The sequence below is a fragment of the Streptomyces sp. NPDC058758 genome (assembly GCF_042746075.1).
Classification (GTDB): domain Bacteria; phylum Actinomycetota; class Actinomycetes; order Streptomycetales; family Streptomycetaceae; genus Streptomyces.
Genome location: NZ_JBHYPS010000027.1, coordinates 70,811 through 89,372 on the forward strand (window position 1 = coordinate 70,811; position 18,562 = coordinate 89,372).

At 73.7% G+C, this 18,562-nt stretch carries 15 protein-coding genes and 2 pseudogenes; 11 read left to right on the top strand and 6 right to left on the bottom strand.

Features of this window, described 5'->3' with window-relative positions:
• Positions 1 to 34: 34 nt before the first annotated feature.
• Complete coding sequence (locus ACFW6A_RS26985; protein ID WP_351849585.1) at positions 35 to 793, top strand: helix-turn-helix domain-containing protein; 759 nt, start codon at positions 35 to 37, stop codon at positions 791 to 793.
• Here the strand turns inward: ACFW6A_RS26985 and ACFW6A_RS26990 are convergent.
• A complete protein-coding gene (locus ACFW6A_RS26990) occupies positions 733 to 1,107 on the bottom strand; it encodes a VOC family protein (protein ID WP_351849603.1) in 375 nt (124 codons plus the stop codon). The two genes, ACFW6A_RS26985 and ACFW6A_RS26990, sit on opposite strands and share 61 nt — an antisense overlap.
• A gap of 152 nt (positions 1,108 to 1,259) precedes the next feature.
• Here ACFW6A_RS26990 and ACFW6A_RS26995 point away from each other — a divergent pair.
• From ACFW6A_RS26995 to ACFW6A_RS27005, 3 genes and pseudogenes are all read left to right on the top strand, one after another.
• Positions 1,260 to 1,478, top strand: a pseudogene (locus ACFW6A_RS26995) (GTPase RsgA); the annotation flags it as partial.
• Positions 1,479 to 1,509: 31 nt separating this feature from the next.
• Positions 1,510 to 1,659 carry a hypothetical protein gene (locus ACFW6A_RS27000; RefSeq protein ID WP_351849608.1) on the top strand — a complete coding sequence of 50 codons (150 nt, stop codon included), beginning with the start codon at positions 1,510 to 1,512 and terminating at the stop codon, positions 1,657 to 1,659.
• A 36-nt stretch (positions 1,660 to 1,695) separates the two neighbouring features.
• The gene (locus ACFW6A_RS27005; protein WP_351849586.1) at positions 1,696 to 1,830 is read left to right on the top strand and encodes a hypothetical protein; all 135 of its coding nucleotides are present in this window, start codon (positions 1,696 to 1,698) and stop codon (positions 1,828 to 1,830) included.
• A 254-nt stretch (positions 1,831 to 2,084) separates the two neighbouring features.
• Here ACFW6A_RS27005 and ACFW6A_RS27010 read toward each other — a convergent pair whose 3' ends face one another.
• The 3 genes from ACFW6A_RS27010 to ACFW6A_RS27020 are packed head-to-tail and all read right to left on the bottom strand — an operon-like array spanning position 2,085 to position 4,729.
• Positions 2,085 to 2,714: a hypothetical protein gene (locus ACFW6A_RS27010; protein ID WP_386643528.1), complete on the bottom strand. Its 630-nt coding sequence runs from the start codon at positions 2,712 to 2,714 to the stop codon at positions 2,085 to 2,087.
• A 10-nt stretch (positions 2,715 to 2,724) separates the two neighbouring features.
• Positions 2,725 to 4,197: a hypothetical protein gene (locus tag ACFW6A_RS27015; protein ID WP_351849589.1), complete on the bottom strand. Its 1,473-nt coding sequence runs from the start codon at positions 4,195 to 4,197 to the stop codon at positions 2,725 to 2,727.
• A gap of 46 nt (positions 4,198 to 4,243) precedes the next feature.
• Positions 4,244 to 4,729, bottom strand: a complete 486-nt coding sequence (locus ACFW6A_RS27020) for a hypothetical protein (protein WP_351849591.1) — start codon at positions 4,727 to 4,729, stop codon at positions 4,244 to 4,246.
• A gap of 282 nt (positions 4,730 to 5,011) precedes the next feature.
• Here ACFW6A_RS27020 and ACFW6A_RS27025 point away from each other — a divergent pair.
• The 4 genes and pseudogenes from ACFW6A_RS27025 to ACFW6A_RS27040 all read left to right on the top strand — a co-directional run.
• Positions 5,012 to 5,790: pseudogene (locus ACFW6A_RS27025) on the top strand (IS5 family transposase); the annotation flags it as partial.
• 121 nt (positions 5,791 to 5,911) lie between these two features.
• Positions 5,912 to 6,583 (top strand): hypothetical protein, encoded by a 672-nt coding sequence (locus tag ACFW6A_RS27030; protein WP_386478080.1) that lies wholly within the window; start codon positions 5,912 to 5,914, stop codon positions 6,581 to 6,583.
• 320 nt (positions 6,584 to 6,903) lie between these two features.
• Positions 6,904 to 8,031 carry a ribosome small subunit-dependent GTPase A gene (gene rsgA / locus ACFW6A_RS27035; RefSeq protein ID WP_386478090.1) on the top strand — a complete coding sequence of 376 codons (1,128 nt, stop codon included), beginning with the start codon at positions 6,904 to 6,906 and terminating at the stop codon, positions 8,029 to 8,031.
• Positions 8,032 to 8,094: 63 nt separating this feature from the next.
• Positions 8,095 to 9,438 carry an AlkA N-terminal domain-containing protein gene (locus ACFW6A_RS27040; RefSeq protein WP_351849594.1) on the top strand — a complete coding sequence of 448 codons (1,344 nt, stop codon included), beginning with the start codon at positions 8,095 to 8,097 and terminating at the stop codon, positions 9,436 to 9,438.
• Here the strand turns inward: ACFW6A_RS27040 and ACFW6A_RS27045 are convergent.
• Both ACFW6A_RS27045 and ACFW6A_RS27050 read right to left on the bottom strand, forming a co-directional pair.
• Complete coding sequence (locus ACFW6A_RS27045; RefSeq protein ID WP_386478084.1) at positions 9,425 to 9,907, bottom strand: DUF456 domain-containing protein; 483 nt, start codon at positions 9,905 to 9,907, stop codon at positions 9,425 to 9,427. The genes ACFW6A_RS27040 and ACFW6A_RS27045 overlap by 14 nt on opposite strands.
• 118 nt (positions 9,908 to 10,025) lie before the next feature.
• Positions 10,026 to 11,009 carry a helix-turn-helix domain-containing protein gene (locus tag ACFW6A_RS27050; protein ID WP_351849595.1) on the bottom strand — a complete coding sequence of 328 codons (984 nt, stop codon included), beginning with the start codon at positions 11,007 to 11,009 and terminating at the stop codon, positions 10,026 to 10,028.
• A 230-nt stretch (positions 11,010 to 11,239) separates the two neighbouring features.
• On the opposite strand from ACFW6A_RS27050, the gene ACFW6A_RS27055 reads away from it, so the two are divergent.
• The 3 genes from ACFW6A_RS27055 (at position 11,240) to ACFW6A_RS27065 (ending at position 18,559) form a co-directional block, all read left to right on the top strand.
• Complete coding sequence (locus tag ACFW6A_RS27055) at positions 11,240 to 15,010, top strand: S8 family serine peptidase (protein WP_386643531.1); 3,771 nt, start codon at positions 11,240 to 11,242, stop codon at positions 15,008 to 15,010.
• Positions 15,011 to 15,133: 123 nt separating this feature from the next.
• A complete protein-coding gene (locus tag ACFW6A_RS27060; protein WP_386643534.1) occupies positions 15,134 to 16,789 on the top strand; it encodes a protein phosphatase 2C domain-containing protein in 1,656 nt (551 codons plus the stop codon).
• Between the two features lie 27 nt (positions 16,790 to 16,816).
• Positions 16,817 to 18,559 carry a pyruvate dehydrogenase gene (locus ACFW6A_RS27065; protein WP_351849600.1) on the top strand — a complete coding sequence of 581 codons (1,743 nt, stop codon included), beginning with the start codon at positions 16,817 to 16,819 and terminating at the stop codon, positions 18,557 to 18,559.
• Positions 18,560 to 18,562: the final 3 nt, after the last annotated feature.

Genomic DNA, 18,562 nt, shown 5'->3' on the forward strand with positions numbered 1-18,562 from the left:
ACCGGCGACACGACCCACCGGCGACACTGGGAGGATGGTGTACGAGGAACGCCCCGCCCGGCTCGACGGCGCCGTCCTGTGGACCCGGACCGCACCCGCGCCCGTCGTCTCCGACGCCCTCGTCGTCCCCGACGGGTGCATGGACCTCATCTGGGCCGACGGCCGGCTGCTCGTCGCCGGCGCCGACACCCGCGCCCACCGCTCGGCGGAGGCCGTCGCCCGCTACGCCGGACTCCGCTTCGCGCCCGGCGACGCCCCGCGCCTGCTCGGCGTGCCCGCCGCGGAGCTGCGCGACCGCCGGGTGGACCTGGCCGACCTGTGGGGCGCAGGACCCGCCCGCCGCCTCGCCGGACGGATCGGCGCGGCCCCGGACCAGGCCGCCGCCCTGGAGGCGTACGCGCTCCGCGGGGCCGCCCGCACCGGACCGGCCGACCCGCTCGTCCGGGCGGTCACGGCCCGGCTCGGCGCGGGCCGCCCCGTCGCCGAGACCGCCGACGCCCTCGGCCTCGGCGTCCGCCGCCTGCACCGGCTCTCCCTGGCGGCCTTCGGCTACGGCCCCAGCGTCCTCGCCCGGGTCCTCCGCCTCCAGCGCGCCCTGGCGCTCCTGCGCGCCGGGCTGCCGCCCGCCGAGGCCGCCGCCCGCGCCGGCTACACCGACCAGGCGCACCTGACCCGCGACACCCGCGCCCTGGCGGGCACCACGCCCGGTGCCTACGCGCGCGTGGCGGCCGGTCAGGTGCCGCCGGGAGCCCCGGCGCCGGCCGGGACGTCGGCGAAGAGCGAGATCCCGTAGCCGTCCGGGTCGCGCACCACGGCGTACCGCTGCCCCCAGACCGCGTCCCACGGCTTCAGGTGCCCCTCGTACCCGGCCTCCGTCAGCTCCGCGTACGCCGCGTCCACCTCCTCGGCCGTGTCGCACCGGAAGGCCAGCTCCGCCCGGCTCCCCTCCGCCGGCCGGAACGACGGGTCGAAGGAGCGGACGGACTCCTCCGTGTCCCAGGCCAGCCGCAGCCCCCCGGGCAGCACCGCCTCCACGTGCGGAGCGCCGTCCGCCCCCTCGGGGAAGGCGAGGCCGAGCCGTCGGTAGAAGGCGAGCGAGGCGGCCATGTCGGCGACCACCAGGCCGATGAGGTCGAGTCGAGGTGTCTTCACGCCCCCGACGCTAGGCCGCCGGCGGGACCCGCGGCTTGTACGGATCGGACACCGGAATAACCGGTGGCGCCGTCCGCGGGGCCCCGGCTAGGCTGACGCACGTCCGGGACCGCCGGACCCCATACGCCGCCCAGGGGCTCGTCCCGGGGCGGGTCGTCCGGGTCGACCGCGGCCAGTGCGACGTCGCCACGGCCGACGGGACCGTCCGGGCCGACACCGCCTTCGTGACGCCGCACGATCCGCTGCGCGTCGTCTGCACCGGCGACTGGGCGGCCGTCGACCCCGAGGGGGCGTCCGGCCCCCGGAGCCCCGACAGCCACATACCCGAAGGGGAACCGGGGACCGATCACCACCTACATGACGATCGCGCAGACCTTCTGGAGCCTGCACGCCACCCTCCGGACCATGGAGAGCACCTCGCGGTCGAGTAACGCGACCATCGGCGCCCCCGAGAACTCCGGGACCGCCGAGATCGGTTTCCTGTACGACAACACGCCCCCGCCATGAGGGGCCTGCCGCACAACGGTGACGGGTCTCAAGTCCATGGCTGCCACCGGGCACTCCTGCACCAGCCGGTTCACCGCCGGCGACATGGACTTCACCTTGCTCAACCGCTCCACCGAGGACGGCACGTTTGCCGAGGCCAAGGCTGCCGACCCTGACAGGGCCGCCGATTGAGCAACCGTGCGCTCGACCCCGCCACCCTCCCCGCCGGGTCCGCGCCGCTCCCCACGGCGGGACCGACCGGCGGGGCGGGGCAGCACTCCGCGCCACCCCGAGCGCGCCGGGATCGGCGGAACCAGCCGCACCCGCTCCCACTCGGCCGCAGTGCGCTCGGACGCCGTCGTCCCGGCCGCGCCCGTGCTCCTGGCGGTGACAGCGGTACAGAGCAGGGGTTCCGCCGACCTTTATGCGATGCTCGCGCAACGGGCTTACGGAGCGCTGCTCGCGGGTGGAGGCGTGACGGACGGTTCGATGGTCGACCGGACGTAGATCCGCGTGGTGCCGGGTGTGAACTCGTGGGCGAAGAGGTCGACGCAGCGCTGGAGGTATTTGCCCTCCGGGGACGCCAGGTCGTCCGGGCACAGGCTGGCCTTCCGGAGGCCCTGGACGAGCGTCTCGGGTTCGGGCAGTCCGAGGTGACCAAAGGCGGCGGCGGGCCGGTAGCCCTTCTCCTCGGGGTGCACGTTCCCGATCATCTCGGTGCCGCTCCGGATGAGTCTGCCCGTGTACCGCTCCGCGTCCTCGCTCGGCAGGACGAAGGCGAGCAGGCCGGTGTCGTAACGCCGGCCGGTCTTGTAGCCCGACCGCCGGTCCGAGGCTCCCTCCGGAATACGGATACCGAGCTGGTCGCTCATCCAGGCGGGCGTGGCCCCTTCTTCCCAGCAGCACGTCATCTCCTGGTCCGCCAGATCCGACGACACGTCATCGGCGACCCAGGACACCACACCGATCGCGGTGGCGACGCAGCCGAGGAAAACCGCAACGACGACGACTGCGACCGGTACACGACGGCGGCGCCCGGGCCGGGGGTCGGCAGCGGGCCGGGGGGAGGTGTCCATCCGTGATCCTCTATCGCGCTTCCTGCTGCTCACGACCCGGATCCGTCCGGTCGCCCTCGCGGCCCGGTTGGTCCGGCTGTGGCAGAGATCCCTGGTTCGGGGCGGGGCCGCCCAGATCGTAGTGTTTGACGGAGCTGCTGCCCGCCATGTCGAACTCCTGGGCGATGCCCGTGGTGTGGAGGCGGGCCATCTGACCGTCCGGAATGCTCATTTCGCCGCCCCACGGGAGATCGATGGTCACGCCTTTGCTCTCGTCCCAGTTGTAGCGGTCCCAGGCATTGGCCTGGTAGTCGAGACCGACCTTGGGCTGCCCGTTCTCGTCCGCTATGACGGTGACCACCCCGGTCACGTTCGACCGGGTGGACCCGACTGCGTAGAACCAGTTGTTGTCGACGTCCGGTGTGAAGGAGAAGTCCCGGTTTCCGGTCTCCACCGGCATCGAGACGGGTTGTCCGCCATTGCGCCGGAACTCCGCGAGAGCGTCGTCGCGCCAAGCCGCCTGATGTTCCCTGATGCCGTCCTCGATGTGCGCGTTGAAGCCGGGCACGTCCGACATCATTTTGTCGACGGGCAGCTCCATGTCCGTCCCGCTGTTCCCGAGATAGTGCGCCATGTGCCGCGCGGCGTCATTGTCGCCCTTCCAGTCGGCGGCCTCGGCGATCAGGTTCATCTTCTCCCGGGTCCTGCGCTCCTCGGCTCCCGGATCTTCGACACCATGGGGCCCGGAGCCCCGGTCGGGGGCGGCCTTCTTGATGGTCGGAGCGAGCAGTCCCGCCGCGAGAAGGCCATCCCTGTGCCCGGTCCACAACTCCGCACGCGCCTGGGGGCTCAGCGATGTCCACAGCCGCCGCAGCTCGGCCCGCTGCGCCGTGCTCGCGTCGCCCCCGAGGGAGGCGAGCCTGGTAGCGCGGGGGATTTGGTCCTCGTCGAGCGACGTGTACGTTGCGTGCCCCGCGTTGTGCGGGTCGCCGCCGTGGCTTCGCTTCAGCGCCCGGGTCACGGCGGCGTCGATCTCGGCCGCGTGCGCCACCAGACCCGTGAGGGTATCGGCGTACCACTGCATCAGGTCCTTGGTCCGCTGGGACGTGCCCTCCACACCGCAGAAGGCCTCCATGACCTTCACTGTCCCGTGGGGACCATCCGATACCAACAGCCCCGGATCAGGGCCCGCCGACCGGTCAGGATCACCCTTGCGGGCTTCCGCGGACAGCTCGCGAGCACGCTTCTGGACGTGCTTCAGCTCGGCGTGCCCGTCCCGGAGGACTGCCGCGATGCTCTGCGCCTCCATCTGGAGATCCGCGACCTCTTTGACCGACTTGCGGACGAACTCCTTGGTGACGGTCGCATTCAGCCCAGCCCAGTCGGCCCCGTCGGACAACTGCAGGAGACCGCTGTAGACCTCGGTCATCAACCTTTTCAGACCGGCCGCCGTGGAGGACCAGTCCTCGGCCGCCGAGCTCAGCTTGTCCAGGTCGGCTTCCATCAGATCCGTGTACGAGAACGCCCCCATGCTGTCCCGCTCCCCCTGATCACTTCACGTACTTCTGCAACTCCGACACCGGCATCGCGGAGCCGTCCCGCCCTCTCAGCGTGGCGGCGATCTCCACGTCGTCGTTGGCGTGCGACTTCTTCGAGTAGTCCAGGTGGTTGGAGATATGCGCGAACATCTGGAGAACTGTCTTCACCTGCGAAGTCCAGACTTCGAGCGTGGTGTACAACTCGCCGCCCGCGCTGAAGTTGTGACCCTGCAACTCCGCCGCAGCCCGCGCAGTGGTCCCCGCGCCGGCCTTGTCGGCACCGGCACCCGCCACGTCAGCACGCTTCCGCAGCTCGCCGTGGATCCGGAAGGCCTCGTTACCCACCGCGCCCAGCTCGTCCCGGTGCACCACGAGGTCGGAATCGGTACCGGATGCCGGAACACCGGGCTGGGCCCCGGCCGTGTTGAGGCTCATCTGCGCCGACTTCCTGTCTAGCGCGTCAGACTTGAGTGCCGCCCACTCGTCGTCGAACGTCATGGGTCCCCCACCCCTGATCGAAATCAACGGTTCACCCTAGCAGCGGTGTTGGAGTCGCGCTCCTGGACCGGGGCCTGATGTGTCCGGGCTCCTCGCGGCGGCGTGGCCGGTGCCGCTGCCGTGGGAGGTGATTGCCCGCCCTCCGCCCGACCCTCTGTGTCGCACGGTCGGCGCGGTGTTCTCCGGCCGCCTTAGAGGTCCCAACAGAAGCTGTTGATCATGTGGCTTTCGGTTCGGGTGGTCGTTGGTCTGGCCGTGGGGAAACGTCAGTCGCGGCCGTAGATCGTGTCGGGTGAACTGTGGTCGCTGGTAGAGCCGTTGCTGCCCACGCCGGCTCCGGAACAGGTGGAGGGCCGTCCGCGGGTGCCGGACCGGCAAGCCCTATGCGGGATCCTGTTCGTCCTGCATACCGGGATCCAGTGGGAGTACCTGCCCCAGGAGCTGGGCTGCGGGTCCGGAATGACCTGCTGGCGGCGTCTGGCCGCGTGGCACAAGGCCGGCGTCTGGGGCCGGCTGCACCTGGTGCTGCTGAAGAAGCTGCGGGTCGCGAAGAAACAGGACTGGTCGAGGGCGGTGATCGACTCCAGTCATGTCAGGGCCGCCCGACGAGGCTCAAAAGCGGACCCCGCCCGGTCGGCCGCGCACGTCCGGGCAGCAAGCACCACCTGATCGTCGACGGGCAGGGCGTCCCGCTCGCCGTGTCGCTGACCGGCGGGAACCGCAACGACGTCACCCGGTTGATGTCTCTGCTCGCGAAGATTCTGTCCGTTGCCGGCCTGGTTGGCCGACCGAGACGACGTCCCGACACGCTGCTGGCCGATCGGGGCTACGACCACGACAAGTACCGCCGCCTGGTCGGGGCCCAAGGCATCAAACCGGTCATCGCCCGCCGCGGCGTCCCGCACGGTTCCGGCCTCGGCGTCCACCGCCGAGTCGTCGAGCGGACCATCGCCTGGCCGCACGGCTTCCGCGGTCTCCGCGTCCGCTGGGAACGACGCGACGACATCGACGAAGCCTTCCTCGGCCTCGCGGCCCGCCTGATCACCCACCGTCACGTCCAACGCCTTTGCCAGGACCTCTTGGGGCAAGCAGCGAGCGTTCCGGATCCTCGGGGCGACTCAACATCTTGCTACCGGAGGTAGACCATGTCTCCCGGCTCCATTTGGAATCGGAATCTTGACGATGGCAGGGCTGAGCTGCGGCACCCGCCTGGAGCCCGTGGGCCGCTTGCGCGTGGCGCGACAGCGAGGTGGAAGGCCCAATGCGGTGTCTGCGTGGCACGTTACGACAGAGGACCACGCGGTCGCTGACGCTGTGGGTGGGCTGCATGGGGGCGTACCGCAGCCGTCGGACACCGGCGGCGGGCATGCCGGCGAGGTCCTGACATGCCGCGATCACATCCCTGTCTTGCTGGGTGGGAGCAGGGCCGTTCCGCTTCGCGCGGTGATGCGCGGAGCCGGTGAGACTTTCCATGGTGGCGATGGAATTCGGTTCTCGGAGCCGACGGGTGCGCGTGGATCGCTGTGTGGTTGTCCGGCGAGCCTGGCTGACCGCAAGGCGGCAGCCCGAGCAGGCTGCGGACCGAGGCCAGAGGTCCGAGTCGACTTCCGGCCGGCGGACCTTCCCGGGCTGGGCGTGTTCTCCCTCGCATCGACTTCATGGGAACTCGCTGCCGAGCTGCCCGTGTTGGCTGCCGCCCTGGACGCGGCGGCCGTTCCGGCTGTGGGTGTGCTGCGGTACGGACTGGTGGAATTCACCACACGTTCGGGGATCGCCGTGAGCCACAGGCGGCCGATCGTCGAGGTCGGCAGGACCCGGGGCCTCGCCCAGGACGCTGTACGACTCGCGGCGTGACGCCGGTCGGCTGGTTGCCGGCGTTGCGCGGGGGAGGCCACGAATTTAATCGGTGGTGTCGGGTCCTGGGTGGGGCTATGGTTCTGCTCGTTCCAGGGCGCGGCTGTGTCGTTGCCCGGGGCGCGGTATTGGTTCGTTGAGAAGAAGCAGGAGGTGAGGACATTGATGACTGTCACGGTGACGGGCTCTGCCCGCATTCAGGAGTTCATCGTTCCCACCCCTGTGGTCTCCGGCTGACACCCACTCCACTTCCGCGCGCTCGGAGCGCGCCGCCGGGGCCACCCTTCGAAGGGTTCCCCTTGTCTTTCCCGCGTTCCCCGCTGTCCTCCTTCTCCACCTCCTTCCGCACCTCCGCCTCCGCCCCTTCCTCCGTCCTCGACGCCCACGGCTGGGACTCCGGCTGGGCCGAGAGCTTCGCTCCGTACGCCGCCCAGGGGCTCGTCCCGGGGCGGGTCGTCCGGGTCGACCGCGGCCAGTGCGACGTCGCCACGGCCGACGGGACCGTCCGGGCCGACACCGCCTTCGTGACGCCGCACGATCCGCTGCGCGTCGTCTGCACCGGCGACTGGGCGGCCGTCGACCCCGAGGGGGCGTCCGACCCCCGGTACGTACGGGCCTGCCTGCCGCGGCGGACCGCCTTCGCGCGGTCGACCTCGTCGAAGCGGTCCGAGGGGCAGATCCTCGCCGCCAACGTCGACCACGCCGTCATCACCGTCTCGCTCGCCGTCGAACTGGACCTCGGCCGGATCGAGCGTTTCCTCGCCCTCGCCTGGGAGTCCGGCGCCCAGCCGACCGTGGTGCTCTCCAAGGCCGATTTGGTCGGCGACCCGGTCGTCCTGTCCCACCTGGTCGAGGACGTCCGGGCCGCGGCGCCCGGCGTCGAGGTGCTGCCGCTCAGCTCGGCGACGGGGGAGGGGATCGAGGTCCTCTCGGCCGTCGTCTCCGGCGGCACCACCGTGCTGCTCGGCGTCTCCGGCGCCGGCAAGTCCACCCTCGCCAACGCGCTCGTCGGCGAGGACGTCATGACCGTCCAGGCGGCCCGCGACGTCGACGGCAAGGGCCGGCACACCACCACCACCCGCAACCTCTTCGTGCTGCCCGGCGGCGGGGTCCTCATCGACACCCCCGGACTGCGCGGGGTCGGCCTGTGGGACGCGGAGGCCGGCGTCGGCCAGACCTTCGCGGAGATCGAGGAACTGGCCGCCGAGTGCCGCTTCCACGACTGCTCCCACGCGTCCGAGCCGGGCTGCGCGGTGGCCGCCGCCCTCGACGACGGCACCCTTTCGGTGCGCCGCCTGGAGAGCTACCGCAAGCTGCTCCGCGAGAACCAGCGGCTGGTCGCCAAGACCGACGCCCGGATGCGCCACGAGATCCGCAAGGACTGGAAGCGCAAGGGCGCCGAGGGCCGGGCCGCGCTGGCCCTCAAGCGCGAGGGCCGGCTGCGGTAGCCGGCCGGACGCCGTGTCCGAAAGCCGCGAGTGTGCGGCGGTCCGCCGCCGCACACTGGAGGCATGACGGACGACGAGGGCGACACCCTCTACCAGGCGGTGAGCAGCAGGGACGCACGCTTCGACGGCGAGTTCTTCTTCGCCGTCCGCACCACCGGCATCTACTGCCGGCCCAGCTGCCCGGCCGTCACCCCCAAGCGGCGGAACGTCGCCTTCTACCCGACGGCCGCCGCCGCCCAGGGGCACGGCTTCCGCGCCTGCCGCCGCTGCCGGCCCGACGCGGTGCCCGGCTCCGCCGGGTGGAACGTCCGGGCCGACGTCGTCGGACGGGCCGTGCGGATGATCGGCGACGGCGTCGTGGACCGCGAGGGCGTCCCCGGCCTCGCCGTCCGCCTCGGCTACAGCACCCGCCAGGTCCAGCGCCAGCTCACCGCCGAGCTGGGCGCCGGACCGGTGGCGCTCGCCCGCGCCCAGCGGGCCCACACCGCCCGCGTCCTGCTCCAGACCACCGCCCTGCCGGTCACCGACGTCGCCTTCGCCGCCGGTTTCAGCAGCGTCCGCCAGTTCAACGACACCATCCGGGCCGTCTACGCCCGCACCCCCACCCAACTGCGCGCCGAGACCTCCGGGCCGCGCGCCGCCCCCGCCACCGGCGTGCCGCTGCGGCTCGCGTACCGGGGGGCGTACGCCGCCGCCGAGGTCTTCGACCTGCTGGCCGCCGAGGCGCTGCCGGGCGTCGAGGAGGTCACCGGGCCGCCCGGCGCCCGCACCTACCGGCGCACCCTGCGGCTGCCGTACGGCCCCGGGGTCGTCGCCGTCGGCGAAGGGGCGCCGGGCCGCTGGCTGGAGGCCCGGCTGCACCTCGCCGAACTGCGCGACCTCACCACCGCCGTGCACCGGCTGCGCCGCCTCCTCGACCTCGACGCCGACCCGTACGCGGTCGCCGAGCGGCTCGGCGCCGACCCCCGGCTCGCCGCCGCGGTCGCCGCCCGGCCCGGCATCCGCTCGCCGGGCGCCGCCGACCCGGAGGAGTACGCCCTGAGGACCGTCCTCGGCCCGGCGGAGTCCGCCCGCGTCCTCACGGAGCTGGGCACCCCGCTGGAGGCCCCGGACGGCACCCTCCGCGCGCTCTTCCCCGCCGCCGGGGCGCTCACCGCGCACCCCGTCGCCGGCCCGCTCGCCCGCGCCCTCGACGGCGGCGGCCTGCGCCTCGACCCGGGCGCCGACCGCGACGAGGCGGCCCGCGCCCTCGCGGACGTGCCCGGCGTCGACGCCCGCGCCGCCGCGCTGATCAGGACCCGCTCCCTCGCCGACCCGGACGTGCCGCCGCCGGACGGCCCGGACGTCCCGGAGTGGGCGCCCTGGAGGTCGTACGCCCGGCGCCTCCTGGACGTCAGCCCGCGATGACCGCGCCCGCCCACGCCCCCACGATCAGCAGGCAGGCGAACAGCTCGACCAGGACGCTGGTGCCGGCGGCGCGCATCAGGGCGCGGGTGGCGGCGCGGGCCTGGCCGTGGCCGCCGAGGCGGAGCCGCTCGGAGAGGTAGACGCCGCCGACGAAACCGGGCACCGCGCCCAGCACGGGGACCAGGACGAAGCCCAGGAGGGCGCCGGCGCCCGCGTACCCGATGGTCCGGCGGGTCAGGCCGACGCCCCGGAAGCGGCGGGCCGGCAGCTGCCAGACGACCACCTGGGTGAGGAGTAGCAGGGCGGTCGAGGAGACGAGCAGGATCCAGGCGAGGCCGGTCTGCTCGTGCAGCGACCACCAGAGCACGGCGGCCCACACCAGCCAGCTGCCCGGCACGCCGGGCGCCAGGACCCCGAACAGGCCGAGCAGCATGACGGCCGCGACCATCAGGAGCTGCCACACACCCACGCCCCCAGCCTCCACCACCCCGGCCGCCCCCGCAGCCCACGGGGCCCATTAGGGCCCGCCCCGGCAGGGCCCCCGCCCCGCCGCCGGCAGGGCCCCGCCCCGCCCCGCTCGTGGTTCGTCAGTGGCGGGCCACCCAGCCCTTCTCGTAGGCGTGCCAGCCGAGCTGGAGGCGGGTGGTCACGGCGGCCAGCTCCATCAGGCCCTTCACGCGGCGCTGGACGGTCCGCAGGCCGAGGTCCAGCTGCTTGGCCACGCTCGCGTCGGTCATGCCGGCGAGCAGCAGGGAGAGGATCTCCAGGTCGGTGACGTCCGGGCCGGGGGCCTGGTCCTCGCTGATCTGGGCGCCCGCCCCGAGCCGCAGCGGCAGCGCCTCCCGCCAGACCGCCTCGAAGAGGCCCATCAGGGACTCCAGGAGGCCGCTCGCGTGCACCACGAGCGCGGCAGGCTCGGCGCCCCGGCCGGTGAGCGGGACCATCGCGAGGCTGCGGTCGGCGACGACCAGCTTGGTCGGCACCCGGTCGACGACCCGGATCTGCTCCTCGCGGCCGAGCGCCGCGGACAGTTCGAGCAGCCCGGAGGGGAGGGTGAGCACCTCCCGCTCGATGACCACCCGGAAGCGCACGCCCCGCCCGGCGGCCAGCTCCTCGGCGTCGTTCTCCAGGCCGGAGACGGCGATCGGCTTGCCCGTGACCAGCGCGCAGACCTCCTCGGTCGCGCCGAGCTGGAGCTGGAGGAAGCGGTGGGTGACGGCGCTGGCGCCGGTGACCACCTCGACCAGGTCGTGGACGGCCGGCTCGGTCGCCTCCGCCCGGTACTCCTCCGCCAGCAGCGCCGCCGCCAGCTCCGCCTGCTCCAGCTCGTGGCGCTGCTGGGTGAGGAGCGCGCCGAGCGCGACCGCGGGCGGGGCCGCCACCCAGCGCCCGGTGCGCGCCGAGGACTGGGCGGCGAGGCCCTGCGCCTCCAGGCGGCGCAGGGCCCGTTCCGTGTCCTGCTCGGGCAGCGAGAGCCGGTGCGCCAGGTCGGTGACCTCCGCGGCCCCGAGCGCGATCAGCGCCCGGTACGCGGATTCCTGCCGCTCGTCCAGTCCTATCGCACCCAGCATCGGTTCCCGCCCCTCGCCGTGTCTCCGGCGTTCCGCGCGGCGTTCCGCGGACGTTCTCCGGAGGCATTCGTTCCGTTGGTGACCTGGCGGGAAACGGCCACGGCGTATTCCCGCCTCTCCCATCATCCCTGCACCGCCCTCACCTCTGCCAATGTGGCGCCACCGCAGCACCAACCGCCTCCGGACAAGGGTGACTTGCGCCTGTTGTCCGGATTCTGATGGGGAGAGCGATGCGCCCGATTTCGCGTACGGCCCTGGGGGCGGCGACCGCCGCCGTCCTGGCCGTCACAGCGGCCCTGCCGTCCGTCGCGGCCCAGCCGCCGGCCGGCGGCTCCGCCGCACGCCCACTGGTCGGCAGCGAGGCCCACGGCCGCTCCTCGGAGCGGCCCGACACGGTGACCCTGGTCACCGGCGACCGCGTCCTGGTCGGCCGCGACGCACAGGGCGGCCCCGCCGCCACCGTGCTGCCCCGCGAGGACGGCACCGTCCCGCTGGTCCAGACCCGCCGCTCCGGCCAGGACCTGTACGTGTACCCCGAGGGCGCCACCGACGCGCTCGCCGCCGACCTGGTCGACGAGGAGCTGTTCAACGTCACCGGCCTGGTCCGCCAGGGCTACGACGACGCCTCCACCACCACGCTCCCCCTCATCGCGGTCTACGGCTCCGGCGCCACCGCCCGGACCGCCCCGGCCGCCCCCCGCGGCGCCCGCCGCGGCCAGGTGCTGAAGACCATCGGCGGCGTCGCCCTCCAGGCCGACAAGAAGCAGGCCGCCGCCTTCTGGTCCGAGGTCTCCGCCCCCACCGCCCGCTCCGCCTCCGCAGGCATCGAGAAGCTGTGGCTGGACCGCAAGGTCGAGGCCGCCCTGGAGCAGTCCACCCGGCAGGTGCACGCCCCCGAGGCCTGGGCCGCCGGCTACGACGGCACGGGCACCAAGGTCGCGGTCCTCGACACCGGCGCCGACGCCGAACACCCCGACCTCAAGGGTCGGATCACCGCCTCGGAGAACTTCACCGACTCCGCCACCGCCGGTGACCGCCAGGGCCACGGCACCCACACCCTCTCCACCGTCGGCGGCTCGGGCGCCGCGAGCGACGGAAGGAAGAAGGGCGTCGCCCCCGGCGCGGAACTCCTCAACGGCAAGGTCCTCAACGACTCCGGCTCCGGCGCCACCTCGTGGATCATCGCCGGCATGGAGTGGGCCGTCGCCCAGGGTGCCGACGTCGTCTCCATGAGCCTGGGCAACCCCTCCGAGACCGACTGCGACGACCCGATGAGCGCCGCCGCCGAGCAGCTCGCGCAGAACGAGGGCACGCTGTTCGTCGTCGCCGCGGGCAATGCCGGCCCGTCCCTCAACTCGGTCTCCTCGCCCGGCTGTGCTCCCGGCGTCCTCACCGTCGGCGCCACCGACCGCGACGACTCCACCGCGTGGTTCTCCAGCCGCAGCCCGGTCGCCAACGAGGCCCACGCCCTCAAGCCCGAGATCGCCGCCCCCGGCGTCGGGATCTCCGCCGCCGCGGCCGGCGGCCGGGGCCCCTACGCGTACCAGGAGATGTCCGGTACGTCGATGGCCACCCCGCACGTCGCCGGCGCCGCCGCGATCCTGAAGCAGCGTCACCCCGACTGGACCGCACAGCAGTTGAAGGCCGCGCTCGTCTCCTCCGCCGAGACCGACATCCCCGGCGACGTCCGGGAGACCGGCGGCGGCCGGCTCGACGTCAAGGCCGCGATCGACCAGACGGTCCTGTCCGCCCCGGCCGTCCAGGGCGGCACCTTCCACTGGCCGCAGGACCGCGGCGACCGCACCACGGTCACCGTCCCGTACACCAACACCTCCGGCGCCCCCGTCACCCTCGACCTCGCCGTCGAGAAGGTCACCGGCAACGACGGCTCCGCCGTGAAGTCGTCCGTCGCCCGCCTCGGCCGCCGGACCGTCACCGTCCCGGCCGGCGCGACCGTCGGGGTCCCGCTGGCGATCGACCCCACCGCCCGCCTGGAGCGCGCGCAGTACGGCGACGTCACGGGCAGGGTCGTCGCCACCGCCCGCGGCGGCGTCCACGTCTCCACCCCCTTCTCCCTCTACGTCGAACCCGAGACCGTCACCCTCCGCGTCAAGCTGATCGACCGTCAGGGCAAGCCGGCCGACGGCGCGTCCTCGCTCGACGTCATCGGCACCGACGACGCCACCGGCGAGCGCCGGTTCAACGAGGGCGCCACCGACCAGGTCTTCCGGGTGCGCCCCGGCAGCTACTTCCTCACCTCCTTCGTCACCACCCCCGACGCCGGCGAGGGCGCCACGCTGACCGACTCCCTCACCCACCTGGCCCGCCCGCAGCTGGAGGTGCGCGAGGACACCACCGTCGTCCTCGACGCCCGCGACGCCGCCCGGCTGTCGGTCCGCACCGACCGGCCGTCCGAGGCCCGCGGCACCACCCTCGCGTTCGCCCGCTCCTGGGACGACGTCTGGACGCACTCCGGCACGGCCATCGGCCCGCGCACCATCCGCGCGTACTACGCCTCCGTCGAGGGCGAGGCCCGCGACGGGGACTTCGAGTCCGGCAGCTACTGGCGCGCCGCCGCCCCGCAGATCTCCTCGCTGCGCACCGGCGACGGCCTGGACCTCCACCCGCTGACCGCCTCCACCGGCTCCGACAACCTCGACGGCACCGGCTCCGCCCCCCTCGTCGACGCCGGCACCGGCACCCCCGACGAGCTGAAGGCCGCCGGCGTCCAGGGCCGCCTCGCCCTGGTCCGCCTCCCCGACGACACCACCGGCGTCGCCGCCCTGGCCCGCAACGCCAAGGCCGCCGGCGCGATCGGCGTCGTCGTCCACCACGAGTCCGCGCTCCGCTGGTACCCGACCGGAGGCTTCACCGGCGTCGGCCTGCCCGCCCTCGCGGTCCCGGCCGCCGAGGCCGGCGCGCTCCGCGACCGGCTCGCCGCCGGCGAGGTCACCCTGCACTGGAAGGCCTCGGCCAAGCCGTCCTACGTCTACAGCCTCGCCTTCCCCGAGACCGGCGAGGTCGACCGCGACCGCGTCTACCGGCCCCGCGACTCCCGGCTCGGCCGCTCCGAGGTCTCCTACGGCTCGGCCGGCGTCGCCGCGGACTTCATGAACTTCCCCGCCGCGTACCGTCCGAACGGCCTCTCCGTCGGTTTCGCCGGCCTGGAGACCGTCCCCGCCCCGGGCAGCCGCACCGAGTACTACACGGCCGGCGACACCGTCTGGCAGCAGATGACCGGCAGCAGCTTCCCCTACGGCGAGCTGATGGTCGGCGACCGGCACGCCTACGCCCCGGGCGAGCGGCGCACCGAGAAGTGGTACGACGGCGTCATCGTCCCGACCGCCCCGCGCGACACCTCCGGCGAGCCCGTCCTCGTCTCCGAGCGGCAGGGCGACCTCATCGGCTTCGCCGCCGCGATGTGGGGCGACGGCCCGCACCACGCCGAGCCGGGCTCCTTCGGCGACCTCGGCAACCTGCGGCTGCGCCGCGACGGCGAGCTGATCGGCGAGAACGCCTGGCCCTCCGGAGTCTTCGAGGTGCCCGCCGAGCGCGGCACCTACGAGCTGGAACAGAACACCACGAAGATCGGCAACCGGAACTGGGCCCGCTCCACCTCCGTGCAGTCGATCTGGAAATTCACCTCCCAGCTCGACGAGACCGTCTATTCTCAGGGCATCCCGATTCTCTTCCCCCGGTACGACCTGCCGGTGGACGGACTCAAGACCCTCGCCGCCACCGACGGCCAGCGGATCCGCCTCTCCGTGACCGGTCACGCCGGATACGAGCCGGGCGCCCTCACCTCGGCCACGCTCTCGTACTCCTACGACGGGGGCACCACCTGGACCGAGGCGCGGGTCGCCGAGGCGGGCGGCGAGTGGGTCGCGACCGTGGACCACGCGGGCGCGACGGGCAAGCCGGTCACCCTGAAGACCGAACTGACGGACGCCAACGGCAACTCCGTCACCCAGACCGTGGTCCGCGCCTACGACGTGCGCTGACCACGCCGGTCCGCCGGACGTCCTTCCCGTGGGGGGTGGGGTCGTCCGGCGGACCACCCATTTGCGGCAACGGTTTTTCTCGTGTCCCGTTTTCCCGGGCCGCCCGCGGTGGACAATAAGGGCATGACGCAGCAGGGGGACAACTGGTGGGACGCGCTCTACGACGAAGCGGCGGAGGACCCCGCCCCGACGGCCCCGGGTGACACCCTCGACGCCCGCTTCGCCTCCGCCACCCGCGCCACCGCACCCGACCCCGCCACCCCACCCCCGCCCCCCGCGCCCGAGGCCTCCGCGCCCCCGCCGCCCCCGGTGACCGCGCCCCCGCCGGTCCGTCCGGCCGTGCCCCCGGCGCCGTCCGCGCCCGAGCCGCCCGCGCCCCCGGCGCCGTCCACACCTCCTCCGGTCCGTCCGAGCACGTCCCCGCCGGCCTCCGCGTCCGCGCCCCCGCCGGTCCGTCCGGCCGGGCCTCCGCCGCCGGCCCATCCGGCCGTGCCGCCGCTCCCGGCGGGTGAGGCGCCCGGCGCGTCCCGGCCGGAGAGGGCGGTGCTGCCTCCGCCGGTGCGCCCCGCGGCGCCGCCCGCGGTCCTCGGGCCCGCCCCGTGGGAGGCGCCCGTCAGCGGGCCCCGCACCTTCCCGGCGCCGCCCCCGCCGCCCGCCCCGGAACCGGAGCCCGAGCCGGTGGCCGCCGAGGCGGAGCCGGTACCCGGGGACGCCACCGTGCGGGTGCAGCTGCCCGGCGGGCACGAGCCGACGCTCCGGGTGCCGCTGCCCGCCTCCGTGCCCCGGCCGCGCACCGGCTTCGTCGGCAGCCGGCCGCCCACCTACGAGGCCGAGCCCACCGCCCTGCCCGCCGCGCGCCCCGGCGAACTCGGCGGCCTGGTCGCCGACACCGTCCTCGACGGCGCCCGCTACGGCACCGCCACCCTCCGCGCCGCCTCCGTCCGCGGCGACTCCGCCCGCTACCGGGGCGAACCCCGCAGGGACGCCCTCCTCACCGCCCGCTTCGGCCACGACGAGACCGCGCTCGTGCTGGTCGCCGTCGCGGCCGGCTCCCGCGCCGCCGACGAGGCCCACCTCGCCGCCGCCGACGTCTGCCGCTGGATCGGCGAGGCCGTCGGCCGCAGCCACGCCCGGCTCTCCGAGGACATCCGCTCCGGCCGCCGAGGCGACCTCAAGTCCGGTCTCCAGCGGCTCACCGACCGCACCTACGGCCGGCTCCGGTCCCGGGCGGCCGAGCGGGGCCTGGCCCCCGACACGTACACCGCCACCCTGCGCTGCCTGCTGATCCCCGCCGATCCCGACTGCCGCACCCGGGTCTTCTTCGGCATCGGCGGCGGCGGTCTCTTCCGGCTCCGCGACGGCGCCTGGCAGGACATCGAGCCGCTGCTGCCCGACCCGGCCTCGGTCACCGGCGCGCCCGTCGTGGGCTTCGGCTCGACGCCGCCGCACGGGACGCCCGAGGTCACCGAGGAGGGCGACCGGCTCACCATGGACCTCGGCATCACCACCGCCCCCGGGCCGGTCATCGAGGAGCCCGTCCCGCCGCCCGCCGAACCCTTCCGCTTCCGCGCCTCGGTGGCCCGGCCCGGCGACACCCTCCTGCTCGCCTCGCCCGGGCTCGCGGAGCCGATGCGCGGCGAGCCCGCCCTCGCCCGCGAGCTGGCGGACCGCTGGTCCGGCGCCGAGCCCCCCGGCCTCGCCGCCTTCCTCGCCGACACCCAGCTGAGGGTGACCGGGTACGCCGATGACCGTACGGGAGCGGCGGTCTGGGAGGCGTGAGAGGCCGGGCCGTGTGTTGATGGACCCATGGCCAAACAGAACGTAGCGGAGCAGTTCGTCGACATCCTCGTCCGCGCGGGCGTGCAACGGCTGTACGGCGTGGTCGGCGACAGCCTGAACCCGGTCGTCGACGCCATCCGGCGCAATCCCGCCATCGACTGGATCCAGGTGCGCCACGAGGAGACCGCCGCCTTCGCCGCGGGCGCCGAGGCGCAGATCACCGGCAGCCTCGCCGCCTGCGCGGGCTCCTGCGGACCGGGCAACCTCCACCTCATCAACGGCCTGTACGACGCCCACCGGTCGATGGCCCCCGTCCTCGCCCTCGCCTCCCAGATCCCCTCCAGCGAGATCGGGCTCGGCTACTTCCAGGAGACCCACCCCGACCAGCTGTTCCGCGAGTGCAGCCACTACAGCGAACTCATCTCCAGCCCCAAGCAGATGCCCCGGCTGCTGCACACCGCCGTCCAGCACGCCGTCGGCCGCGGCGGCGTCTCCGTGGTCGCGCTCCCCGGCGACATCGCCGACCAGCCCGCCCCGGAGAAGTCCGCGGGCAGCGCGCTCGTCACCGCCCGCCCCACCGTCCGCCCGGGCGACTCCGAGATCGACGCCCTGGTCCGGATGATCGACGCGGCCGAACGGGTGACGCTGTTCTGCGGCAGCGGCACCGCCGGCGCCCACCCCGAGGTGATGCAGTTCGCCGAGCGCCTCAAGGCCCCCGTCGGACACGCCCTGCGGGGCAAGGAGTGGATCCAGTACGACAACCCCTTCGACGTCGGCATGAGCGGACTGCTCGGCTACGGCGCCGCCTACGAGGCCACCCACGAGTGCGACCTGCTGATCCTGCTCGGCACCGACTTCCCGTACAACGCCTTCCTCCCCGACGACGTCCGGATCGTGCAGGTCGACGTCCGCCCCGAGCACCTCGGCCGCCGCTCCCGGCTCGACCTCGCCGTCTGGGGCGACGTCCGGGAGACCCTGCGCTGCGTCACCCCCCGGATCCGGGAGCGCACCGACCGCCGCTTCCTCGACAAGATGCTGAAGAAGCACGCCGACGCCCTGGAGGGCGTGGTGAAGGCCTACACCCGCAAGGTCGAGAAGCACACCCCGATCCACCCCGAGTACGTCGCCTCCGTCCTCGACGAACTCGCCGACGACGACGCCGTGTTCACCGTCGACACCGGCATGTGCAACGTCTGGGCGGCCCGCTACCTCACGCCGAACGGACGCCGTCGGATCATCGGCTCCTTCAGTCACGGTTCCATGGCCAACGCCCTGCCGCAGGCCATCGGCGCCCAGTTCACCGACCGGGGCCGGCAGGTCGTCACGCTCTCCGGCGACGGCGGCTTCACCATGCTCATGGGCGACTTCCTCACCCTCGTCCAGTACGAACTCCCGGTGAAGATCGTGCTGTTCAACAACTCCTCGCTCGGCATGGTCGAACTGGAGATGCTCGTCGCCGGCCTCCCCTCGTACGGCACGGCCAACCGCAACCCCGACTTCGCCGCCGTCGCCCGCGCCGCCGGCGCCTACGGGGTCCGGGTCGAGAAGCCCAAGCACCTGGCGGGCGCCCTCAGGGACGCCTTCAAGCACAAGGGCCCCGCCCTCGTGGACGTCGTCACCGACCCCAACGCCCTCTCCATCCCCCCGAAGATCAGCGCCGAGATGGTGGGCGGCTTCGCCCTCTCCGCGAGCAAGATCGTCCTGGACGGGGGAGTGGGCCGGATGCTCCAGATGGCCCGCTCCAACCTGCGCAACGTGCCCCGCCCCTGAGGG

Coding starts and splice junctions, on each gene's coding strand:
- ACFW6A_RS27020 (WP_351849591.1), bottom strand. CDS start 4,729: ATGACGTTCGACGACGAGTGGGCGGCACTCAAGTCTGACGCGCTAGAC.
- ACFW6A_RS26990 (WP_351849603.1), bottom strand. CDS start 1,107: ATGGCCGCCTCGCTCGCCTTCTACCGACGGCTCGGCCTCGCCTTCCCC.
- ACFW6A_RS27065 (WP_351849600.1), top strand. CDS start 16,817: ATGGCCAAACAGAACGTAGCGGAGCAGTTCGTCGACATCCTCGTCCGC.
- ACFW6A_RS27030 (WP_386478080.1), top strand. CDS start 5,912: ATGGCAGGGCTGAGCTGCGGCACCCGCCTGGAGCCCGTGGGCCGCTTG.
- ACFW6A_RS26985 (WP_351849585.1), top strand. CDS start 35: ATGGTGTACGAGGAACGCCCCGCCCGGCTCGACGGCGCCGTCCTGTGG.
- ACFW6A_RS27005 (WP_351849586.1), top strand. CDS start 1,696: ATGGCTGCCACCGGGCACTCCTGCACCAGCCGGTTCACCGCCGGCGAC.
- ACFW6A_RS27055 (WP_386643531.1), top strand. CDS start 11,240: ATGCGCCCGATTTCGCGTACGGCCCTGGGGGCGGCGACCGCCGCCGTC.
- ACFW6A_RS27050 (WP_351849595.1), bottom strand. CDS start 11,009: ATGCTGGGTGCGATAGGACTGGACGAGCGGCAGGAATCCGCGTACCGG.
- ACFW6A_RS27010 (WP_386643528.1), bottom strand. CDS start 2,714: ATGGACACCTCCCCCCGGCCCGCTGCCGACCCCCGGCCCGGGCGCCGC.
- ACFW6A_RS27060 (WP_386643534.1), top strand. CDS start 15,134: ATGACGCAGCAGGGGGACAACTGGTGGGACGCGCTCTACGACGAAGCG.
- ACFW6A_RS27015 (WP_351849589.1), bottom strand. CDS start 4,197: ATGGAAGCCGACCTGGACAAGCTGAGCTCGGCGGCCGAGGACTGGTCC.
- ACFW6A_RS27000 (WP_351849608.1), top strand. CDS start 1,510: ATGACGATCGCGCAGACCTTCTGGAGCCTGCACGCCACCCTCCGGACC.
- ACFW6A_RS27040 (WP_351849594.1), top strand. CDS start 8,095: ATGACGGACGACGAGGGCGACACCCTCTACCAGGCGGTGAGCAGCAGG.